Origin of the sequence: Salinisphaera sp. S4-8 (assembly GCF_040361235.1) — a bacterium.
Lineage (GTDB): Bacteria > Pseudomonadota > Gammaproteobacteria > Nevskiales > Salinisphaeraceae > Salinisphaera.
The window spans coordinates 52,796-74,026 of record NZ_APNF01000008.1 but is presented as its reverse complement, the minus strand read 5'-3'; the positions used below and the strand labels follow the sequence as shown (position 1 = coordinate 74,026).

Sequence of the window (21,231 nt, the reverse complement as noted above, 5' to 3'; positions counted from 1 at the left end):
GATGGCCGAAAACGCCTCGCTTACGAGCCGAGGTACGGCGGCTCGGAGAAAGCCTGCGATTCCTGGCCTTCCACGATCGGCTTGATCACGATATCCACACGACGGTTTTCCGCACGGCCGGCTTCGGTATCGTTGCTGGCGATCGGCTCGGATTCGCCGCGCCCCCAGGTGAGCACGCGCTGCGGATCCACGCCGCGGCTGGTCAGGAACTGGGCCACGGCCTGAGCACGCTGCTGCGACAGCTTCATGTTGTACTGCTCGCTGCCCGTGCTATCGGTATGACCGACCACGTGAATCGCGGTCTTGTCGTAGTCCTTGAGCGTTTCCGCGATCTTGTTGAACGTGCTCTGGGCGTTGCCCGACAAAGTGGCGCTATCCACCGCGAACGAGGCATCGCTGGCCACGCCAATCTTGAGCGCGTCGCCATTCAGACGGGTGATATCGAGCATGTCGCGGGCCTGTTCGGCCGACAGCTTCTGGTTGAGCTCTTGCTGCTGGTTATCCATATAGCGCCCGGTCGCGCCGCCGGCGAGTGCGCCGATGGCCGCGCCGATCGCGGCATTGGTGCCGGACTTGTCGCCCAGCTGCGAACCGGCAATGCCACCGAGGACCGCGCCTACGCCGGCACCGATCTTGGTCTTGCGATTGGGGTCGCCCGCGCAGGCGGTCACGAACAACGCCGTGCACAGCAGTGCGACGAGCAGGATTGCAGAATTCTTTCGGGTCATGGACCGGTTCATCAACGTTTACCTCGTTTGCTTTGACGGCGCGACTTGCCGGACGACTTGCGCTTGTCGGACTTGCCCGAGTCAGACTTCGGCGCCGGTTTGCCGCGTTTGGTGGCCGCACTGTCGGGCGCGACCAGCTCGAAATCGATCTTGCGCTCGTCGAGATCGACGCGCGCGACCTTCACTTTCATCTTGTCGGCCAGCCGGTGTACCACGCCTGAACGTTCACCACGCAGACAACGCGACTGGGCGTCGAAATGATAATAGTCATTCGACAGGCTCGATACATGCACCAGGCCGGTGGCATAAATACCGTCGAGCTCGACGAACAGCCCGAAGGAGGTCACGCCGGTGACCGTGCCTTCGAACGTCTGGCCCAGCGAATCGCTCATGTATTCGCATTTGAGCCAGTCGTCGACATCGCGGGTGGCGTCGTCGGCGCGCTTTTCGGCTTCCGAGCAGACGGTGCCCAGGGCCTCCATCATGCCCATGTCGTAGTCGAAGGTCTTGGGCTTGCGCCGCGCCTCCAGGTGCTTGATCGCGCGATGCGCCAGCAGATCCGGGTAACGCCGGATCGGCGATGTGAAATGGGCGTAGTTTTCCAGCGCCAGACCGAAATGGCCGTCGTTGTGGGGCGTGTAGACCGCCCTGGACAGACTGCGCAGCATCACTGTCTGGATCAGATGCGCATCGCTGCGATCGGCGATGGACGCCAGCAGCCGCGCATAGTCGGCCGCCTGCGGATCGCTGCCACCGGGCAGCGAGAGTCCGCGCTCGGCCAGGAACGCACGCAAGTCCTCGAGCGCGTCGGCCGCCGGGCCGCTGTGCACGCGATAAAGCAGCGGCATGCGTTTTTTCGACAGATGCGTGGCCGTAGCCACGTTCGCTGCGATCATGCATTCCTCGATGATCTTGTGCGCGACATTGCGTTCGGTGGGCACGATGCGCTGAATCTTGCGATCTTCGTTGAAGATGATGCGCGTGGCCGTGGTTTCGAACTCGATCGCGCCCCGCTCGCGGCGTTCGGCGAGCAGTGCCTCGTACAGCCCGTGCAGGTTGTTCAGCGGCTGAGCCAGTTCCCGATAGCGCTCGGGCATGTTCTCCGGGTTTTCCAGCCAGTCGGCGACCTGTTCGTAGAGCAGGCGCGCATGCGAGCGGATCACCGCCGAATAGAAGCGGCTCGAGCGCATGCGCCCCTGTTTGTCCAGGCGCATTTCGCAGACCAGCGCCAGCCGGTCGACCTCGGGATTGAGCGAACACAAGCCGTTCGACAATGCCTCCGGCAGCATGGGCACGACATGATCGGGGAAATACACCGAGGTCGCACGGCGCTGGGCTTCTTCGTCGAGCGCCGAGCCCGGTTTCACATACGACGACACGTCGGCGATGGCGACCCACAGCCGCCAGCCGCGTGGGGTCTTGCGGGCATAGACAGCGTCGTCGAAATCGCGCGCGTCGGCGCCGTCAATGGTGACCAAGGGCAGATCGCGCAGATCGGTGCGCCCCTGCTTGTCTTTTTCGGCGACCGCGTCGCCGAAGGCTTCGGCCTCGGCCAGCGCCTCGGGCGGCCATTCGTAGGGAATGCCGTGCGAGCGCATGGCGATATCGATCTCCATGCCCGGCGCCATGCGATCGCCCAGCACTTCGACGATCTCGCCAATCGGCTGTACGCGCTTCGACGGCGGCTCGACGATACGAACGGTCACCATCTGGTTATGTTCGGCGCCGTTGCGATCGGCCTCGGGCACGCGGATATCGTGGGCGATGCGCGCATTGTCGGGCACGACATGACATACGCCACGCTCTTCGACGAAGCGCCCGACGACCGTGTCGTTGACACGCTCGAGCACCTCGGCGATACGTCCTTCGCGCCGGCCACGCTGATCGCGTCCGACGATACGCACCACCGCGCGATCACCGTGCATGAGCAGGCGCATCTGACGCGGGTTGAGAAAGACATCGTCCTGCTCGCCGTCGTCGGGGATGAGAAAGCCAAACCCGTCGCGATGACCCTGTACGCGCCCACGCACCAGATCCATCTTGTCGAGCGGGCCCAGCGCGCCGCGCCGGTTTTCCAGCAACTGGCCGTCGCGCAACATGGCGCGCAGGCGGTGCTCGAACGCTTCAGCGGCATCGCCGGTCAGCGCATAGCGTTCGGTCAGCTCGGCCCAGGTCAGGGGCCGCCCGGCCTCGGCGAGGTCATCGAGCACGAGCTGGCGGCTGGGCACCGGTTCGGCGTAGCTGCCTTTTTCGTGTTTGAACTGCGGATCGCGGTCGCGCCAGTCGGCGCTACCGCTCGTTTTCTTATTCAAGATTTTGCTCCATATGCGCGCACGATACCGTAACCACAGGCATGCACAAGCAACGATTGTCGACAGCGATTGACAACTGCCTGACCAATCGCTAAATTGCGCGCTCTTCGAGCCCAGGTGGCGGAATTGGTAGACGCGCTAGCTTCAGGTGCTAGTGACCTAACGGTCGTGGAGGTTCAAGTCCTCTCCTGGGCACCAAGTTCGAATTGATGACTCACGATTGGCCGAGCCAAGCGTGAATCGCGAAAAAGCCGCGCTAGTAGCGCGGCTTTTTTTATGTCTGTCGAAAGCGCGTGCGCAGCGCCTCAACCCTTCAGACACCGCGGTCACCAGGCGGCGACCGCGGCCAGGCAACCTCAGCCCGCGAACGGGTCGCGCAGCACGATGGTGTCGGCCCGATCGGGGCCGGTGGACACCACGTCGATCGGCGTACCCACGATCTCGGTCAGACGATCGAGATAATTACGCGCGGCCTGCGGCAGCGCATCGTATTCGCGTACGCCCACCGTGGACTCCTTCCAGCCGGGCATCTCTTCATACACCGGCTCGCAACGCGACAGCGCATCCGCGCCCAGCGGCGGCACGGTAATCAGCTCGTCGTCGCAGCGATAGCCGGTACACAGCTGAATCGCATCCAGGCCGTCGAGCACGTCGAGCTTGGTGATACAAAGCCCCGACAGACTGTTGTTGAAGGCCGCCCGGCGCAAGCCCACGGCATCGAACCAGCCACAGCGACGCGCGCGCCCCGTGGTGGCACCGAACTCGGCGCCCTTGGAGGCCAGATGGCGGCCGTTGGCGTCGTCGAGTTCGGTCGGGAACGGGCCCGAGCCCACGCGCGTGGTATAGGCCTTGACCACGCCCATGACATAGTCGAAATACACCGGGCCCACGCCGGTGCCGGTGGCCGCCCCGCCAGCCGTGGTGTTGGACGACGTTACGTACGGATAGGTGCCGTGGTCCACATCCAGCAGCGCGCCCTGGGCGCCTTCGAACAGAATCGATTCGTCGGCGACATAGGCCTGGCGCAGCAGCTCGGCCACGTCGGCCACCATCGGCGCCATCTCGTCGGCATAGCGCAGGCATTCGTCGAGCGTCGACTGAAAATCGATCGGCGCAACGCCGAAATAGTTCTTGAGCACGAAGTTGTGGAAGTCCAGCGCCTCGCCGAGCTTGGCGGCCAGCATCTCGCGCCGGAACAGATCGCCCACGCGAATCGCACGGCGGGCCACCTTGTCTTCATACGCGGGACCGATACCGCGGCCGGTGGTGCCGATCGCGGTCTTGCCGCGGGCGGCTTCGCGCGCCTTGTCCAGCGCGATATGGCTGGGCAGGATCAACGGACAGGCCGGACTGATGCGCAGGCGACTGCGTACCGGTACGCCCCGCGCCTCGAGCGTGGCCATTTCCTCGATCAGTGCTTCCGGCGAGAGCACCACGCCGTTGCCGATATGACAGGTCACCCCATCGTGGAGAATGCCCGACGGGATGAGGTGCAGCACCGTCTTCTCGCCATTGATGACGAGCGTATGGCCGGCATTGTGGCCGCCCTGAAAGCGCACGACATGGCGGGTGCGATCGGTGAGCAGATCCACGATCTTGCCCTTGCCTTCGTCGCCCCACTGGCTGCCGATGACGATGACACGTTTGCCCATGACTAATCCTTGCTCGGGTGAGTCGTTTCAGACAGTGGTCGCACGTCCCAGCGACCGTCGATATATTCGAGTGCGCGATCGCAACCAGGGTCGATACGATCGCCGCTATCCGGCGTGGCCACGACCACGCGTTCGCCCGCCGCGCGCAGCCGGCGAACACTGGCCAGCAGCTGCGGGTCGCTACCGGCCGGCGCATGGATCGCGCCGCCGCGCGGCGCGACATCGAAGCGCCCGAGCGCGGCCAACAGGTTGAGATCGGCCGAAAAACCCGTCGCCGGGCGCGGCCGCCCGAACGCCGCGCCCACATTGTCGTAGCGCCCGCCACGGGCCAGTTCGCGCCCGAGACCGGGCGCAAAGGCCGCATACAGCAGGCCGGTCTTGTAACGATAGCCGCGCAGCTCGGCCAGATCGAGAAACAGCGGTACCTGCGGGTAGTGGTTGGCCAGCAGCGCGACCATTTCGTCGAGCCGATCCAGGGCACTGTCGATGCCCGGGTCGATTCCGGCCAGCGCCTCGCGCGCATCGGCGAGCACGCTGGGCGCGCCATTGAGCTCGATCAGCTGGGTGAAGCGGGCATGGCTCTGGGCATCCAGACGGCCTGAGGCGGCGAGCGCGTCGAGGTCCGGCCGTGACTTGCGTTGCACCACATCGAAAAGCTGCGGCTCGAGCTCGGCCGGCATATCGGCATGGGCGACCAGCCGCCGGTAGATCGCGACATGGCCGAGATCCAGACAGGCGTTGTCGATACCCATCAGGCCCAGCGTTTCCAGCATCAGCGACACGATTTCCAGATCGCTGTCGATATGGGCATCGCCGAATTTCTCGGCGCCGACCTGCAAGGGCTGGCGGGAACCACCCGGCTCTTCGGGCCGGGTACGCAGAATACTGCCGATATAGCAGTAGCGCGCGGGCCCCGTGGCCGCCAGGCGATGGGCATCGATACGCGTGGCCTGGGTGGTCATGTCCGAGCGTACGCCCATCATGCGCCCGTTGAGCTGATCGGTGAGCTTGAATGTCTGCAGATCGAGCTCGTGACCGGCCCCGGTCAACAGCGAGTCGAGATATTCGATCAGCGGTGGGCGAATGAGGTCATAGCCCCAGCGCCAGTACAGATCGAGAAGCTGCCGGCGGGCAGATTCGAGGCGCCACGACTCCGGCGGCACCATTTCCTGTACGCCCTCGGGCAAAAGCCAGCGGTTGGATTGCATCGCGTTCCGACGTCTTTGAATCAATGAATGAATTGCAACAGCACCGCGCCCACGCCGATGAGCACGCCGCCGAACACGCGCAGGCTGCGGCCGTCGACTTCCGACAGCCGCAGCATCATCTCACGCCAGCGCTCGGGGGCGATGAACGGCATCAGCCCCTCGATCACCAGCACAAGCGCCAACGCGCGCACAAGATCCGGCCACATGCCGCGCTACGGGCTCGATCCGGCGTTCGACGCACTCGGGTTGAAGTAGCGGAACAGCTTGCCGTCCGGGCGCAGCAGCATCAGATCGTCGCTGCCCAGCGCATCGCGATAGAGCTCCAGGCTGCGATAGAAGCTGTAGAACGTCGGGTTGGCCTGATACGCCTGGGCATAGAGCTCGGCGGCCTGGGCGTCGCCCTTACCGCGGATCACCTGCCCCTGGCTATAGGCGTCGGCCAGGATGATCGTACGTTCGCGTTCGGCGTCCGAGCGGATCTCCTGCGCGGCCGCGTCGCCCTGGGCCCGCAGCGTACGGATGACTTCCTGACGCTCGGAGCGCATGCGCTCGTAGACCGACTCGCTGACCTCTTCGGGCAGGTCCAGACGCATGATGCGCACGTCCTCGATCTGCACACCGAGTTCCTTGGCGTCCTGATTGGCCTGCACCTGAACCGCGGCGACGATTTCGTTGCGATCGTCGCCGACCGCCTGGCGAATCGTGCGCTTGGAGAATTCGGCCAGCAGGTCGTTCTCCACGATTTCGGTGAGCAGGTCGCGAGTGCGTTGTTCCTGACCCTGGGTCGACAGGTAATAGTCGACCGTATCGTTGATGCGCCACTTGACGTAGAAATCGACCGCGAGGTTCTTGTTCTCGGAGGTCAGCACGCGTTCGATCTCTTCGGTGAAGGTCATCACGCGGCGATCGAAGGAGTGCACGGTCTGGATGAAGGGCGCCTTGAAATGCAGGCCCGGCTCGTAGTTCTGGCCGACGATCTCACCCAGCTCGACCACCACGACACGCTCACGCTCGTCGACGATGAAGGCCGAATCGAGCGCTGCGTAGCCGATGACGAGAACGACGATGATCGCGAAAATATGCTTGGGGCTCATGAGTTGCGGTCCCGGCTGCGAAGACTGTCGGACGAACGGCGGCTGGACGACGAGCTATTGTCGTTCGATCCGCTGTCGGCCGAGCCGGCGTTGGCGCTGTTGCCATCCGAATCGGCGTTCATGCCGTCGTTGGCTGCGTTCTCGAGCTGTTTGTTGCGACGCGATTCATTGAGCATCTTTTCAAGCGGCAGATACATCATCGGCCCGTTGCCGCCCTGCTCGGCCAGAATCAGGTTCGCGTTCGACAGCACGTCGCCCATGGTTTCCAGATACAGGCGTTCGCGGGTGACTTCCGGCGCCTTTTCGTACTGGGCCAGCAGTTCGGTGAAGCGCTGGGCCTCACCCTTGGCGCGGGCCGTCTTCTGTTCGCGATAACCCCGTGCATCCAGCAGAATCCGAGCCTTCTCACCCTGGGCACGGGCCACGATATCGCGGGCATAGGCTCGGGCGATATTCTTCTTGCGCTCTTCTTCCTCACGCGCCTTGATCGCTTCCTCGAACGCACCCTGGACCTGCTCCGGCGGCTGCGAGTACTGCACGTTCACGGCCACCACATCGATACCGGCGTCGTAGCTCGACAACGTGCTCTGCACGATCTTGCGTACGTTTTCCGGCAACGCGGCACGCGAACGGTCGGTGATCTCGGGGTAGCTTTCCTGCTGGGCCTTGATCTCGTTGACGAGCTTGTCGTCCACGCCCTGCAGGGCATCCTTTTCGGCCGGCTGGCCGGAGCCTTCCTTGAGATCGACGTTCTGCAACGCGCGATCCTCGAGCTCTTCGACCTGCACGCCCTCCTGGATCACCTGGTTCATGCGGCTGGTGCCCACGATCTCGCGTACCGCCGAACGCAGCACCTGCTCGACGGTGGCATCGGGCTCGCGCAGCTGGAACAGATAGTTCATCGCATCCGAAATGCGATATTGCACGGCGACCTCGACCTCGACGATGTTTTCGTCCTTAGTCAGCATCACCGCGCGGTTCTTGGCCCGGCGCACCTGCTGGGTGTCGACCTTGTAGACCCGATCCACCGGATACGGAATCCGCCAGTGCCAGCCCGGCCCCTGCGTCTCGATATAGTCACCGAAACGCAGCACCACGCCTTTTTCACCCGGCTGCACCACGTACAGACCGGTCAGCAGCCAGATCACCAGTGCCACCGGCACGATGAACAACAAAATCGCCGGGCTCGGCCCACCGGCGCCGCCGCCGTTGTCCGAACCACCATTGCCGCCCTTGTTGCCGGACATGCGGGCACGGAACTTACGCCAGATCTGATCCAGATCGGGCGGGCCGCTACCGTTGTTCTTGTTGCCGCCGCCCCAGGGGTCCTGACCCTTGCCGGGCTCATTCCAGGCCATATCAGCAGGCTCCCGTTGCCATGTTGTGAACAGCGCACGCGCCACGCGCGCCGCGCCCGAATCGGGTGCAGCGCAACGATAAAGCGAGTGCCTGAACCGCCGAGCTGGGCGGTTGCGTTATCGATCGTTCATTTGCCATGAGCAAATCTGTTGTTTCCTTTACATTGCCATCGCGCACACAGCTCGCGGCGTAACGGCACGCGGCTGGAACGAAGGATTTGGCCGCCGGCGCGGGGCGAAAGCGCGATTCTATCGACCCCCCGTACCCCTGTCGAACGCTGCTGGCGCATACACCGACAGCCAGCACAGCAACAACCGCAGCCTGCAAGCGCCTTACGCAGACGGCGAAGCCGAAGATGCCGAGTCCGCCGTGGCCATTCGCGCGGCCCGCCGCTCAACCAGCACGTCGTCGAACGCAAGCCCGGCCTGGGCGACAATTCGCTCCAGGTCGCCCTGCGAAGCGGTCACGTTCAGCCGGCTCGCGCCGTCGTCATCGTAGCTTTCGTCATCCACCACGCCCAGCTCGAACAGCGCCGAGCGCAGCCGCCCGGCTGCCGCCGGCACGCGCAGCACTCCGGCGATCATATCCGGATTGCAGAAATCGGCCAGCACCGCGCGCAGCGCATCCACGCCCTCGCCGCTGGCCGCCGACAGCCAGACACGCAGCGGCCGGCCGTGCGCATCGGTTTCGATACGCGCGGATTCGTCGTCGATCAGATCGACCTTGTTGAACACCTCGATCTGGGGCACTTCACCCGCACCGATTTCTGCCAATACGTTATTGACTTCGCGTGCGTGGGCGCGGCGCTCTACGTCGGCGGCATCGATGACATGCAGCAATACGTCGGCCTCGCGTGTTTCTTCCAGCGTGGCCTTGAACGCCGCCACCAGTTCGTGCGGCAGATCGCGGATGAAACCCACGGTATCGGCCACGATCAACGGCTCGCCCACCGGCACACTCATACGCCGCAGGGTCGGATCGAGCGTAGCGAACAGCTGGTCGGCGGCATAGATGTCTTCGCCGGTGAGTCGATTGAAAAGCGTCGACTTGCCGGCATTGGTATAACCCACCAGCGACACGATCGGCGTACGGGCACGCCGACGTGCCGAACGGCCCTGCTCGCGCCGCGCACTGACCTTCTCCAGGCGCTGGCGCAGCATCTTGATACGCTCGTTGAGCAGGCGGCGATCGGTTTCCAGCTGGGTTTCACCCGGCCCGCGCAGGCCGATACCGCCCTTTTGACGCTCCAGATGCGACCAGCCGCGCACCAGCCGCGTGGCCAGATGCTGAAGTTGGGCCAACTCGACCTGCAACTTGCCCTCGTGCGAACGCGCACGCGACGCAAAGATATCCAGAATGAGCCCGGCGCGATCGAGCACGCGCGCGTTCAGGCGCTTTTCGAGGTTGCGCTCCTGACTCGGCGACAAGTCGTGGTTGAACACCACGAGTTCGGCGCCGTGTTCGACCACGAGCTCGGCAATTTCGTCGACCTTGCCGCCGCCCACGAAATACCGCGGATCGGGGCTGCGCCGACTACCGCCGACATGGGCAAGCACTTCGCCACCGGCCGACGTGACCAGTTCGTGGAACTCGCGATCGGCCTCGTCGTATTCGTCGAGGCCGAAGGCGAGATGCACGATCACGGCCGCCTGGCCGGTCGGCGGACGCTCAAACATGCCGACTACTCATACGCGCTGTATCAGGAATTACCGTCAACCTCACTGTTCTGATTCATTTCCTCATGCATTTCCGAGCGGACGTTGCGCGAGGGCACGATGGTGGAAATTGCGTGTTTGTAGACCATCTGGTTGACCGCATTACGCAGCAGTACCACGAACTGGTCGAAGGACTCGATCTGACCCTGAAGCTTGATGCCGTTGACCAGATAAATCGACACCGGCACGCGCTCCTTGCGCAAGGCATTGAGGAATGGTTCTTGTAGTGTTTGGCCTTTTGCCATGGATTCAGACTCCGAAAAAGCAGGGGTATAAAATTCGTATGATTCGATTATAGCACGGGCCCAACCGGCTGGCCGGCTGCCCGGATGGCTTCTAATGCCTGATTTGTAATGTTTTTTTCTTCACTTTCCAGCCATGCAACCCGTTCCAGCGAGCGTAGCCAGGTCAGTTGCCGTTTGGCCAGCTGACGCGAGGCAAACACCGCGCGAGTGATCCCTTCGTCCAATGTCATCTGCCCATCCAGCACCTGCCAGAGCTGGCGATAACCGACCGCCCGCATCGACGGCAATTCGAGGTTTAGATCGGGCCGGGCGTGCAGCTTTTCAACCTCGGCATACAAGCCTTGTGCCAACATCGTCTCGAAGCGCTGGGCGATGCGTGCATGCAGCGTTTCGCGCCGCGCTGGCGCGACCGCGATCTTGCAGATAGACCACGGCAGCGCAGCCACGTTCCGGCGCGCCTTGTCGCGGGCATGCAACACGCTGGGGGCGAGCCCGGTCAGCGTATGAATCTCGAGCGCGCGCTGAATACGCTGGGCATCGTTGGGATGAATCCGCTGCGCGGTCTCGGCGTCGATCGCCGCCAGGCGTTCATGCAGTTGCGCCCAGCCGTGGCGCTCGGCCTCGGCATTCAGATGGGCGCGCACGGCTTCATCGCGCGACGGCATTTCGCTGAGCCCATGTTCGAGGGCGCGAAAATACAGCGAGGTGCCACCGGTGAGCAGCGGCAGCCGGCCGGCGGCATGAATGCGCTCGATCTCGGCGATGGCATCGGCCCGAAAATCGGCGGCCGAATACGGCTCGGCCGGGTCACGAATATCGATCAGCGCATGCGGCGCACGGGCCAGCGTTTCGGCATCCGGTTTGGCGGTACCGATATCCATGCCGCGATAGACCATGGCCGAATCCACCGACACGATCTCGGCATTCAGGCGTTCGACCAGCTCGATGGCCAGACCGGTCTTGCCGGAGGCGGTCGGCCCGAGCAGAAAGACCACGCCCGGTCTGTGCGTATTCATCGTCACTTGCCGCGCATGAACAGCCGGTCCAGGCCGGCCATGTCGACCTGAACCCAGCTCGGGCGGCCATGATTGCAATGGCCGGCCCGCTCGGTATGTTCCATATCGCGCAACAGCGCATTCATTTCGGTCAGGGTCAGCCGGCGCCCGGCCTTCACCGCAGCCTTGCAGCCCATATCGGCCAGCACGTCGTCGATACGATCGCGCACGCCGGCCGCGCCGCGCAGGCCCTCGCCGAGTTCGCCGATCATGTCATAGGCCAAGGCCACGTAATCCTCGTTGGCCAGTAGTGCCGGCACCGCGCGCAGCAGCCCGCTCGTCGGGCCCGCGCGGGTGATTTCCAGCCCCACCGCCGCCAGCGCCTCGGCGTGGGTTTCGATGGCGGCGGCTTCCTGCTCCGATACCGACAACGTTTCCGGTACGAGCAAGCGCTTTGACTGGATATGGCCCGCCGAATACTCCTGTTTGAGTTGTTCGTAGAGCACGCGCTCATGCGCGGCATGCATATCCACGAGCACCAGGCCCTCGCGGTTCTGGGCCAGAATATAAATATCGTGCAGTTGGCCGATGGCATAGCCCAGCGCCGGCATGGGCGCGCGCTCATCATTCGCGCTCGCAGGCGCTGCCGGCGGCGCCTGCAGCGACGGCTCGGGGGCGCTCGGCATCTGGAAGGCATAGGCCGCACGCGACTGGGCGACACCCGGCGCCCCGCCACTGTATGGCCGGGTATCGAAGGATTGCTGCACGCCCACGCCGGCGATCGGGTTCGATGGCGGCGGGCTTTCACTCGCGGTTACCGGCAGCTCGACCTCGCGTGCGGCATGCGGTTTGGCCTCGACCGCGGCCAGTGCCCGGCCGACGCTGCGAAACACGAAATCGTGTACCAGCCGCGATTCGCGAAAACGTACTTCGGCCTTGGCCGGATGGGCGTTCACATCGACCTGGCGGGTATCCAGCGTCAGATAGAGCACATAGGCCGGGTGGCGCTGGTTGTGCAACAGATCGCGATACGCCAGGCGCACGCCGTGATTGAACACCTTGTCGCGAATCGGCCGGTTGTTCACATAGCTGTACTGGCGATCGGCCTGGCCCCGGGAAAACCCCGGCGTGGCAATCCAGCCGGACAGGCGCATGCCGGCGGCCTGTTCATCCACGGCCACGGCATGATCACCAAACGCCCCGCCGATGAGTTTGTCCACGCGCTGCTGCATGGCCTCGGTACTCTGCGCGGGGGCGATACGCGCGACTTCGGTGCTGTCGTGATGCAGTACGAAGCCGATATCGAAGCGCGACAGGGCCAGCTGATTGAAAGCCTTGCGGATATGCGCGAATTCGGTCGCCGGCGCGCGCAGGAACTTGCGCCGCGCCGGGATACGCGCAAACAGTTCGCGCACTTCCACGCGCGTACCACGATCGAGTGCTGCCGGGCGCGGCGTATCGCTGCTGGCCGGGCTGATCGCATAGGCGCAATCGGCGTCGGCCGTGCGCGACGTCAACGTCAGCTGCGATACCGAGGCAATACTGGCCAGCGCTTCGCCACGAAACCCAAGACTTGCCACCGACTCGAGTGCATCCAGGCTATCGATCTTGCTGGTGGCATGACGGGCCACGGCCAGTGCCAGATCGTCGCCTGCAATACCGTGGCCATCATCGGCCACCACAATACGACGCAGACCGCCATGTTCGATCGTCACGTGAATCCAGCCCGCGCCCGCGTCGAGGCTGTTTTCCATGAGTTCCTTGACGATCGACGCGGGACGTTCGACCACCTCGCCGGCGGCGATCTGGCTGATCAACTGGTCATCGAGTCGGCGAATCGGCATGAGGCTGCATCGGGTCTGGGCAGCGCCATAGTGTCGGCCAAGTCTGGCACGTTCGCAAAATCGCGTGCGCGCCGGAGCGCGACCGGTGCGCCCGATTTGGCCGGCTGCCCGCGCTTGTGACGCCAGGATTGACTGTAGCCAATCGTAAACTTGACTCGTTCAAGTTTATCGCCGAGTATCGGCTGGCCATGAGTCGAGACATGACACCCATCGTTCAACAGCTTCGTGCCCGCGGAATGCGGGTCACGGCCGCGCGCCATGGCGTGCTCGAGTGGCTTGCGGACAACCCCCATGCCACGGTCGAGCAGGTGCATGAAGGCGTGCGTCAACGGCTGGGCTCGATTTCGAAACAGGCGGTCTACGACGTACTCAATGCCTGTCTCGAAGCCAATCTGGTACAGCAGATCAAACCGGCCGGCCATCCGGCGCGGTTCGAGCGGCGCACCGGCGACAACCACCATCATCTGGTGTGTCGGCGGTGCGGGCGTATCGAGGATGTCGACTGTGCCGTTGGCGTGCGTCCCTGCCTGGATCCCGATCACGACCACGGCTTTGAAATCGACGAAGCCGAGGTCATGTACTGGGGCATCTGCGGCGTGTGCCGTACGGCCGACACCGCCAGCACGGACGATGATCAGTCGCGACGATAACGATATGCGGCGTACGCGTCGCGTAAACCACCACCTGGAGGGTAAAACCTTGACGGACGATATCCATAAAACAGAAACGACCACCGGCGGCGAACCGTATCCGAGCGACGAGCATTCGCTAACCGTCGGCAACGACGGCCCGATCGTCATGCACGATCACTTCCTCATGGAGCAGATGGCGGCCTTCAACCGGGAAATGATTCCGGACCGCCAGCCCCATGCCAAGGGCGGCGGCGCCTTCGGCCAGTTCGAAGTCACCGAAGACGTCAGCAAATACACGAAGGCCTCCTTCCTGCAGAAAGGCGCCACCACCCCGATGGTCGCGCGTTTCTCCACGGTCGCCGGCGAATCCGGCAGCCCCGACACCTGGCGTGATCCGCGCGGCTTCGCGCTGAAGTTCTATACCGAGGAAGGCAACTTCGACATGGTGGGTAACAACACCCCCGTGTTCTTCGTGCGCGACCCGATGAAGTTCCAGCACTTCATCCACTCGCAGAAGCGTCGTGCCGACAACGGCCTGCGCGACCACGACATGCAGTGGGACTTCTGGACCCAGTCGCCGGAATCGGCGCATCAGGTCACCTGGCTGATGGGCGATCGCGGCGTGCCCGCCACCTGGCGCCACATGAACGGCTACTCCAGCCATACCTATATGTGGGTCAACGCCGAAGGCGAGCGTTTCTGGGTGAAGTACCACTTCAAGACCGATCAGGGCATCAAGTGCCTGACCCAGGAACAGGCCGATCAGATGGCCGGCTCCGACGCCGACTATCACCGTCGCGATCTGTTCGAAGCGATCGAACGCGGCGAGTATCCGACCTGGACCCTGCAGGTTCAGATCATGCCCTACGAAGATGCCAAGACCTATCGCATCAACCCGTTCGACCTGACCAAGGTCTGGCCGCACGAGGACTACCCGCTGCATACGGTGGGTCGCATGAAGCTCGACCGCAACCCGACCGATTTCCATACCGAAATCGAACAGGCGGCCTTCGAGCCCAACAACATGGTCCCCGGCACCGGCGTGAGCCCGGACAAGATGCTGCTGGCCCGCACCATTTCCTACGCCGACGCACACCGTGCCCGTCTGGGCGTGAACTACAAGCAGATCCCGGTCAACGTGCCGAGATCGCCGGTTCACAGCTACACCAAGGGCGGTGCCATGCGCATCCAGAACGTGAGCGATCCGGTCTATGTGCCCAACACCAAGGGCGGCGCCCATGCCAACCCGGATGCCTACCCGGCGAACAACGTCTGGGAAGCCGACGGTGCCATGGTTCGTGCGGCCTATACGCTGCGCAAGGATGATGGCGACTTCAACCAGGCCAACGATCTCGTCAACAAGGTGATGAACGACGAAGAACGTGACCGTCTGGTGCACAACATCGCGGGTCATCTGTCCGACGGCGTGGGCGAAGACGTACTCCAGCGCGCCTTCCAGTACTGGCGCAACGTCGATGAAACCATCGGCGAGCGCGTCGAGAAGGCGGTTCGGGAAAACCTTCAGTCCGCGTAACCGCGCACCGTCGGTTTAACGACGATCCGGTTGGAGGCGGCGCATCGTTCGATGCGTCGCCTTTTTTATGCGCGGTTCAGAATCGATGGCCTATTAGAAGGCAGCTCAAGCCAGGGCCGACGCATTGGCAGCGTTATCGACTGACGGGCGCATATTGCGCAATCAACGCCAGCCATTTCGCGTGAGAACGCGCCTTGCGACGTGCCAGCGCACGGCCCTGCCACCACAACCGGCCACGCCACCCGGCTGCCTGTCCATCGCCCAGATCGACCACCGTAGCGCCAGCGTTTGCGCGCACACTCTGAAAAGGGCGCTGTCGCGCGCCTGCCTCGATATTGTGGGCGAGAACGCGTGCATGGCGTTCGCTATAACGGTGTTCGCCCTGCGCGCCGAGCACACTGGCACAGGCGCCTGCTGCATAGACGCGCGCATCCGATGGCGATTGCAGCCGCCGGGTGACATAGAGCCCGGCCTGCTGGGCGGGCAGGCGCGCCGCGTGTACGAACCGTGCGGCACTGGCATCGCCAGCGAGCACGGCATGATCCATGGCGAAACGCCGACCATCGTCACTCACGATCGCCCCGTCGACCTTTTGGATAATTGCCGTGTGCGCGATGATCTCCACGCCGCGCGCGGTCAACCGCCGCCGGATACGACGCTCAAGCGCCACCGGCGCGCCCGGCAATATCCGCGCATGCGGCACGAACCAGGCGATCTGGAATGCGCGCGCCTGCGGGTGTGCGCCCAACCCGGCGACCACCTCCAGCGCGCGTGCACCGGCGCCGACCACTGCGATACGCCGCAGTGCCCCGCCCCGGCTTTCCGACATCAATGTATCGGCGAACTGCAACAATGCACTGACATCCACCGCCGACCATAGCTGCGGCGGTTCGTGACTGCCGGTGGCCACCGACAAGCTGTTCTCCAGGCCGACATCCATCGAAAGCGTATCGAAGTTGAGCATGTCCCCGCTGGCAAGCCACAGCCGGCGATGACGCGTATCCATGCCGATTGCTCGATCGGCGCGGTAGTGCACACCGCGATCGGCACAGAAACGGCGTAACGGCAGCTTGAGCGCGACCTGGCTGAATTGTCCTGCCAGCACGCCAGCGGCCGCGCCGCCATACCAGAAGCTGCCCGGGTCGACGAGGGTTATGTCGAAACCCGCCGCACGCAGGCGCTCTGCCCGCCCAAGCAGGGCAATATGACTGTGGCCAGCGCCGACGAGCACGAGCGGTTTCATAAGCTGGCGCGGATACTGCCCATTACCGCCACCCACAGCGCCAGCGCTGCAACCACGGTCAGAACACCCAGCACGCGATGGGTCGCCGCGAACGGCAGACGCTGCTGCACCCGGCGCGCGATGCCCATACCGGCGACTGTACCCAGCACATACAGGCCGGCCGTATAGCCGGGCACGTCGGCGACGAACAGAAACTGCCAGCCGGCAGTCAGGGTCGCCACGACCGCTGTCACCAGGGCCAGCGTGCCGACTGCCAGATGCGGCTGGCCGGGCCAGCGCTGCTGGAGTACGCGCCAGCCGATCCAGGAACCGGGCGCCGACACCAACGCTGTCAAGACGCCGCAGCCCATACCCGCGAACAACAGGCCGACATTATCGCCCGGGCTACGCGCGATGTGCGTGCTGGCATCGGTAAGACTGCGCCGCGGCGCATGCAGCAGGGCCGCGGGCGGCAGCGCGACATGCGCGGCAAAGGCACGCACGGTCAGGAGAAGCAAAGGCCCGAATATGATCGCGGCCACCACGAACAGCGTTGCCAGCACCGAGTCCGACAACGAATGCGCCAGCGCGCCCAGCGCCAGCGCCACGGGCAACGAACCGCCCATCAACCAGACACTTGCGAAAATATCGCATTGGCGCGCACGCACGGCATCACCGGCTGCGATCGCGGCACAGATACCCAGCGCAAACAGGGCGATCGGCAGTGCCATATGAAAAGTCACGCCCGCAAACAGTACAAGCAAGGGTACGGCCAGGAATGCGCCCGCGAACGCGGTCAGCCCGTAGGCGAGCCCGGCCGCGACCCCCAGGAGAAGAACCACTGCTGCCTCTCTTTGCCACGCCCGGCGCGGCGTTGATCCAGCGCGACCATTGCGCGCGGTATCCGCCCAGTCTAGGGCGTGTTGAGGTTTCATACGAGTCCGCCACCACGGCCCGGCCTACGCTAGACGACGTAGATCGTGCGCACACGCGCCCCAGGCGATTCTCCCGAATCCGGCGACTCAGGCCACGCGATCCAGAGCGCCCTATCAGGCGCGCCCATACAGCGCCTTAACGCAGCTCGGCGACCTGCTGGTTACCCGGCGCCGGGATCTGAAGCTCGGCACCCACGCGGATGGTATTGCCGTTGAGGCCATTGGCACTGCGCAGGGACGCCACGCTCACACCGTAATCCTGGGCGATCTCCGAGAGCGTTTCACCCGATCGCACGGTATGCACCTGGTTCTTGGCGATGAAGGTCGCCGGCCGATAGCTGGCGAAATAGCCCTTGATACCGCGCAGCATGGCGCTTGCCAGCTGACGTTGATAGGCAGCGCTTTTGAGCTTGCGCTCTTCGTCGGGCGTGGAGATGAACGCGGTTTCGACCAGAAACGACGGGATATCCGGCGACTTGAGCACCATGAACCCGGCCTGTTGCACCTTGGCCTTGTGCAATGGCCCGAGCGCGTCCAATTCGCTGAGCACCCGTCCGCCGGCGTCCATGCTCGCCTCGATACTCGCACTTTGCGACAGATCGAGCATGAATGAGGCGAGGCTGTCGTCCTTGTCCTTGAGGCTGACGCCGCCGACCAGGTCCGAAGCGTTTTCGCGGCGCGCCAACCAACGCGCATGTTCACTGGTCGCGCCATGGTGTGACAGCGCATAGACCGATGCGCCGGTAGCACGCGCGCCCCGCGGCGCGGCATCGGCATGAATCGAGATGAACAGATCCGCCTTCGCCTTGCGCGCCCGGACCATACGTTCGCGCAGGCCGATGTAATAGTCGCCGTCGCGGGTCAGTACACCGCGCATGTTCGGCTGGTCGTCGACCATGGTCTTGAGGCGCCGCGCGATCTGCAGCACGACATCCTTTTCGTTGGTGCCGCCACGGCCGTGGGCGCCCGGGTCCTTACCGCCATGGCCGGCATCGATGACGATCACGATATCGCGCGACGGACGTTCCGGCGTTCTGGCCACGCGCGTCGGCGCGGCCTGTCGGCTGGGCGCCTCGGATACCTGGGCCAGCGCATTGGCATTGGCGGCGGCGGTGCCATGACCGACGGCATCGTCGTCGCTGTGGCTGGCGCCGGCTGCGTCCGAGCCGGCATCGGCTGTGATAGTGGGTGCCGGACCACCGTTCTTGGGCTTGAGATCGACCACCAGTCGATAGCCGTGGTCGGCATCCGGGTCCAGCATGAAACTCTTGGGTGTCACCTGCCCGCCGAGATCGAGTACCACGCGCAAATCGGTGCCGTGACGCACGCCGGTGCGCACCCGCTTGACCAGGCCGCTGCCGTCGATATCGCCGGTAACGCGGTTAAGCGCCTGCGCATTGGGCAGATCGACCACCAGCCGCAGCGGGTTGTCGATCATGAACAGATCCGGGTTGGTGGGACCGGCGAGGTCGAAAACCACGCGCGTCTTGTCCGACGACGCCCACAGACGGACATCCTGCAGCGTGGCCTGTTTCGCCACGGCCAGTGTCGTCAGGCTTATCAGAAGCCCGAAAACAAGCCATTGCATGCTCGCGCGCATAGTTCGCTGCCTAGAACATCGTGAGTAATATTCCCCGATTGCGAGACTAGCGCCGTGCTTTTCTGTGCGCAACTATTTTTTATCAATCAAAACAGCCAATAGGGGCCGTTACCTTCATATCCACTTGAAAGCACGTGCCTATCTCGCAAAATCGAGCGCGGCCACTAGCTGCTCTCCTATCGGCGTGAGCGCGCAAAACTCCACCTGTCGCGCGGAACCGGCATATGCAAGCCGGATTTCCAGATCCAGCGGCGGCAGAAAACCGGCGCCACGCTCGGCCCATTCGATGAATACCCAGTCGCGACCGGTGTCTATTTCGCGAATGCCCAGAAACTCGAGTTCTTCCGGATCGCCCAGCCGGTAGAGGTCGAGATGGAAAAGCGTGCGCGCGCCCAGCGTATACGGCTCGACCAGCGTATAGCTGGGCGATACCACCCGCCCTTCATGGCCCAGCCCGCGCAGGATCGCGCGTGCAAGCGCTGTCTTGCCCGCGCCGAGTTCGCCGCGCAGGGATATCACGATACCGCGATCGAACACCCGCAGCGCCGCGGCCAGCCGGTGGCCCAGGGCATCGGTGGCGGCGGCATCGGCGAGGTGGATCACGCCTGCCCGGGATTGACGAACCCGCGAATGGCCGCGAACAGATCGGTAGGTAGCAGGCCGCGCTGGCCGGCCTCGGCCGCAGCCCGGTCGCCGGCGCGCGCATGCACATACACGCCGAGGCTGGCGGCATCGGCGAGCGTGAGGCCTTGCGCGGCAAACGCGGCAATCACACCGGTGAGCAGATCGCCCATACCGCCGACCGCCATACCCGGATTACCATCGGTACACAGCCACAGTTCTTCGTGCGTGGCGATCAGGCTGCCGGCGCCCTTGAGCACCACCGCGCCGCCGTAGCGCCCGTGCATCGTCTGGACCGCTTTCACGCGGTCATCGAGCACATCGGCCGTGGGCCAGTCGAGCAGTCGACCTGCTTCGCCGGGATGCGGGGTGAGTATCCAGTTGTCGCGCTCAAACGGTTCACGGGCAAGCCGGTTCAGGGCGTCGGCGTCGACCACGAGCGGCTTGTCGCTGGCGATGACCTGGCTCCAAAGACTCTCGGCCCAGCCATCGCTGCCCAACCCGGGCCCAATGGCGATGATGTCGCAGGCGTCGATCAGCGTGGCGATCGATTCGTCATCGCCCACGCCGAGACACATCAACTCCGGGCGGGCCTGACTCATGGCCCCGGCATGATCGGGGTGACAGACCGCACTCACCAGCCCGGCCCCCGATCGCAGCGCGGCTTCTGCGCTCATGCGTATGGAGCCGCCCATGCCCCGGTTGCCGCCCACACACAGCACGTGGCCGTTGTCGCCCTTGTGCTGATTGCGTGATCGTGGCCGCAGCGCCTTGCGCAGACGCCGATGGGTCAGGCGCCGGGCGATATAGGGCTGATCGACATACAGCTCATCGGGTGCGTCGAGGGCGTTGAACGCGATATCGCCACAATGCGCCGGGCCTTCGCCGGTGAGCATGCCCAGCTTCAGGCCGATGAAGGTCGCCGTGGCATCGGCACGCACGGCATGCGACCACACATGGCCGGTACTGGCATCGATACCGGAGGCGATATCGATCGCGAACACGCCGATGCCGGCATCACCGGCTTCGTTGATACGCTCGATCGCGGCCGCGAAATCGCCTTCGACATCCCGGTTCAGGCCGGTGCCGAGCAACGCGTCGACCACCACGTCGGCCTCGATCGGCTGATTGGCGAACGCCTCGACAGTCCCACCATTATCTATGAAACGCGACAGCGCCCGGGCGGCGTCGCCACTGTACTTCTGTGTGTCCACGAGGCTGATCACGCGCACGTCCCAGCCGCCGTCACGGGCGATATCGGCCACCAGCAGCCCATCGCCGCCGTTGTTGCCGGGCCCGCAGAACACACACAAGGTGCCCGGCATCGCCCAGATATGGGCGAGCTCCTCATAGGCCGCGCGCGCGGCGCGCTGCATCAGTTCGAAGCCCTCGACCTCGAATGTCTCGATAAAACGGCGGTCGAGCGCGCCGACCTGGTCTGCACCGTAGACGACTTCGGGCAGGTATTCACTGGATTCGGTCATGGTTTCATTCTAGCGTTATCGGCGACCGGGCGACGATACGTGCGGCAGCTT

General features: G+C 64.1%; 18 protein-coding genes and 1 tRNA gene. 3 read left to right on the top strand and 16 right to left on the bottom strand.

Going from position 1 to position 21,231, the window contains the following annotated elements; genetic code table 11:
- Positions 1–20 precede the first annotated feature (20 nt).
- Positions 21–740, bottom strand: a complete 720-nt coding sequence (locus S4A8_RS13225; protein ID WP_353220498.1) for a YiaD family glycine zipper/OmpA-like lipoprotein — start codon at positions 738–740, stop codon at positions 21–23.
- Positions 740–3,040: a ribonuclease R gene (gene rnr, locus S4A8_RS13220; protein ID WP_353177783.1), complete on the bottom strand. Its 2,301-nt coding sequence runs from the start codon at positions 3,038–3,040 to the stop codon at positions 740–742. Before rnr ends, S4A8_RS13225 begins: the two co-directional genes overlap by 1 nt.
- Positions 3,041–3,151: 111 nt before the next feature.
- On the opposite strand from rnr, the gene S4A8_RS13215 reads away from it, so the two are divergent.
- Positions 3,152–3,238, top strand: a tRNA-Leu gene (locus tag S4A8_RS13215).
- Between the two features lie 158 nt (positions 3,239–3,396).
- Here the strand turns inward: S4A8_RS13215 and S4A8_RS13210 are convergent.
- The 9 genes from S4A8_RS13210 to mutL form a co-directional block, all read right to left on the bottom strand.
- Positions 3,397–4,692 (bottom strand): adenylosuccinate synthase, encoded by a 1,296-nt coding sequence (locus tag S4A8_RS13210; protein WP_353177781.1) that lies wholly within the window; start codon positions 4,690–4,692, stop codon positions 3,397–3,399.
- Positions 4,693–4,694: 2 nt separating this feature from the next.
- Positions 4,695–5,900, bottom strand: coding sequence for an ATP phosphoribosyltransferase regulatory subunit (locus tag S4A8_RS13205; RefSeq protein ID WP_353177779.1), 1,206 nt, complete (start codon positions 5,898–5,900; stop codon positions 4,695–4,697).
- Positions 5,901–5,920: 20 nt separating this feature from the next.
- Positions 5,921–6,106 carry a DUF2065 domain-containing protein gene (locus S4A8_RS13200; RefSeq protein ID WP_353177777.1) on the bottom strand — a complete coding sequence of 62 codons (186 nt, stop codon included), beginning with the start codon at positions 6,104–6,106 and terminating at the stop codon, positions 5,921–5,923.
- 6 nt (positions 6,107–6,112) lie between these two features.
- Positions 6,113–6,994, bottom strand: a complete 882-nt coding sequence (hflC, locus tag S4A8_RS13195) for a protease modulator HflC (protein WP_353220497.1) — start codon at positions 6,992–6,994, stop codon at positions 6,113–6,115.
- Positions 6,991–8,352, bottom strand: coding sequence for a protease modulator HflK (gene hflK / locus S4A8_RS13190; protein WP_353177773.1), 1,362 nt, complete (start codon positions 8,350–8,352; stop codon positions 6,991–6,993). The genes hflC and hflK overlap by 4 nt, the downstream gene beginning before the upstream one ends.
- Before the next feature lie 333 nt (positions 8,353–8,685).
- Positions 8,686–10,029, bottom strand: coding sequence for a ribosome rescue GTPase HflX (gene hflX / locus S4A8_RS13185; protein WP_353220496.1), 1,344 nt, complete (start codon positions 10,027–10,029; stop codon positions 8,686–8,688).
- Positions 10,030–10,052: 23 nt separating this feature from the next.
- Complete coding sequence (gene hfq / locus S4A8_RS13180; RefSeq protein WP_353177769.1) at positions 10,053–10,313, bottom strand: RNA chaperone Hfq; 261 nt, start codon at positions 10,311–10,313, stop codon at positions 10,053–10,055.
- A gap of 47 nt (positions 10,314–10,360) precedes the next feature.
- A complete protein-coding gene (miaA, locus tag S4A8_RS13175; RefSeq protein WP_353220495.1) occupies positions 10,361–11,329 on the bottom strand; it encodes a tRNA (adenosine(37)-N6)-dimethylallyltransferase MiaA in 969 nt (322 codons plus the stop codon).
- Positions 11,330–11,331: 2 nt separating this feature from the next.
- Positions 11,332–13,152, bottom strand: coding sequence for a DNA mismatch repair endonuclease MutL (mutL, locus tag S4A8_RS13170; RefSeq protein WP_353220494.1), 1,821 nt, complete (start codon positions 13,150–13,152; stop codon positions 11,332–11,334).
- Positions 13,153–13,340: 188 nt separating this feature from the next.
- Here mutL and S4A8_RS13165 point away from each other — a divergent pair, with 188 nt between their 5' ends.
- Together S4A8_RS13165 and S4A8_RS13160 are read left to right on the top strand one after the other, a co-directional pair.
- On the top strand, positions 13,341–13,802 hold the full coding sequence (locus S4A8_RS13165; RefSeq protein WP_353177763.1) for a Fur family transcriptional regulator: 462 nt from the start codon (positions 13,341–13,343) through the stop codon (positions 13,800–13,802).
- A 49-nt stretch (positions 13,803–13,851) separates the two neighbouring features.
- Positions 13,852–15,318: a catalase gene (locus S4A8_RS13160; RefSeq protein ID WP_353220493.1), complete on the top strand. Its 1,467-nt coding sequence runs from the start codon at positions 13,852–13,854 to the stop codon at positions 15,316–15,318.
- A gap of 133 nt (positions 15,319–15,451) precedes the next feature.
- On the opposite strand, the gene S4A8_RS13155 is transcribed toward S4A8_RS13160, so the two are convergent.
- The 5 genes from S4A8_RS13155 to S4A8_RS13135 form a co-directional block, all read right to left on the bottom strand.
- A complete protein-coding gene (locus S4A8_RS13155; protein WP_353220492.1) occupies positions 15,452–16,561 on the bottom strand; it encodes an NAD(P)/FAD-dependent oxidoreductase in 1,110 nt (369 codons plus the stop codon).
- Positions 16,558–17,382, bottom strand: a complete 825-nt coding sequence (locus S4A8_RS13150; protein ID WP_353177758.1) for a TSUP family transporter — start codon at positions 17,380–17,382, stop codon at positions 16,558–16,560. Before S4A8_RS13150 ends, S4A8_RS13155 begins: the two co-directional genes overlap by 4 nt.
- Positions 17,383–17,611: 229 nt before the next feature.
- Positions 17,612–19,063: an N-acetylmuramoyl-L-alanine amidase gene (locus S4A8_RS13145; protein WP_353220491.1), complete on the bottom strand. Its 1,452-nt coding sequence runs from the start codon at positions 19,061–19,063 to the stop codon at positions 17,612–17,614.
- Between the two features lie 150 nt (positions 19,064–19,213).
- On the bottom strand, positions 19,214–19,678 hold the full coding sequence (gene tsaE, locus S4A8_RS13140; protein ID WP_353220490.1) for a tRNA (adenosine(37)-N6)-threonylcarbamoyltransferase complex ATPase subunit type 1 TsaE: 465 nt from the start codon (positions 19,676–19,678) through the stop codon (positions 19,214–19,216).
- Positions 19,675–21,180 (bottom strand): NAD(P)H-hydrate dehydratase, encoded by a 1,506-nt coding sequence (locus S4A8_RS13135; protein WP_353220489.1) that lies wholly within the window; start codon positions 21,178–21,180, stop codon positions 19,675–19,677. Before S4A8_RS13135 ends, tsaE begins: the two co-directional genes overlap by 4 nt.
- Positions 21,181–21,231: the final 51 nt, after the last annotated feature.

Bases quoted from the DNA above. Each gene is read 5' to 3' on its own strand.
- S4A8_RS13225 (WP_353220498.1), bottom strand. From the start codon at position 740: ATGAACCGGTCCATGACCCGAAAGAATTCTGCAATCCTGCTCGTCGCA.
- S4A8_RS13210 (WP_353177781.1), bottom strand. From the start codon at position 4,692: ATGGGCAAACGTGTCATCGTCATCGGCAGCCAGTGGGGCGACGAAGGC.
- S4A8_RS13205 (WP_353177779.1), bottom strand. From the start codon at position 5,900: ATGCAATCCAACCGCTGGCTTTTGCCCGAGGGCGTACAGGAAATGGTG.
- S4A8_RS13200 (WP_353177777.1), bottom strand. From the start codon at position 6,106: ATGTGGCCGGATCTTGTGCGCGCGTTGGCGCTTGTGCTGGTGATCGAG.
- hflC (WP_353220497.1), bottom strand. From the start codon at position 6,994: ATGAGCCCCAAGCATATTTTCGCGATCATCGTCGTTCTCGTCATCGGC.
- hflK (WP_353177773.1), bottom strand. From the start codon at position 8,352: ATGGCCTGGAATGAGCCCGGCAAGGGTCAGGACCCCTGGGGCGGCGGC.
- hflX (WP_353220496.1), bottom strand. From the start codon at position 10,029: ATGTTTGAGCGTCCGCCGACCGGCCAGGCGGCCGTGATCGTGCATCTC.
- hfq (WP_353177769.1), bottom strand. From the start codon at position 10,313: ATGGCAAAAGGCCAAACACTACAAGAACCATTCCTCAATGCCTTGCGC.
- miaA (WP_353220495.1), bottom strand. From the start codon at position 11,329: ATGAATACGCACAGACCGGGCGTGGTCTTTCTGCTCGGGCCGACCGCC.
- mutL (WP_353220494.1), bottom strand. From the start codon at position 13,152: ATGCCGATTCGCCGACTCGATGACCAGTTGATCAGCCAGATCGCCGCC.
- S4A8_RS13165 (WP_353177763.1), top strand. From the start codon at position 13,341: ATGAGTCGAGACATGACACCCATCGTTCAACAGCTTCGTGCCCGCGGA.
- S4A8_RS13155 (WP_353220492.1), bottom strand. From the start codon at position 16,561: ATGAAACCGCTCGTGCTCGTCGGCGCTGGCCACAGTCATATTGCCCTG.
- S4A8_RS13145 (WP_353220491.1), bottom strand. From the start codon at position 19,063: ATGCAATGGCTTGTTTTCGGGCTTCTGATAAGCCTGACGACACTGGCC.
- S4A8_RS13135 (WP_353220489.1), bottom strand. From the start codon at position 21,180: ATGACCGAATCCAGTGAATACCTGCCCGAAGTCGTCTACGGTGCAGAC.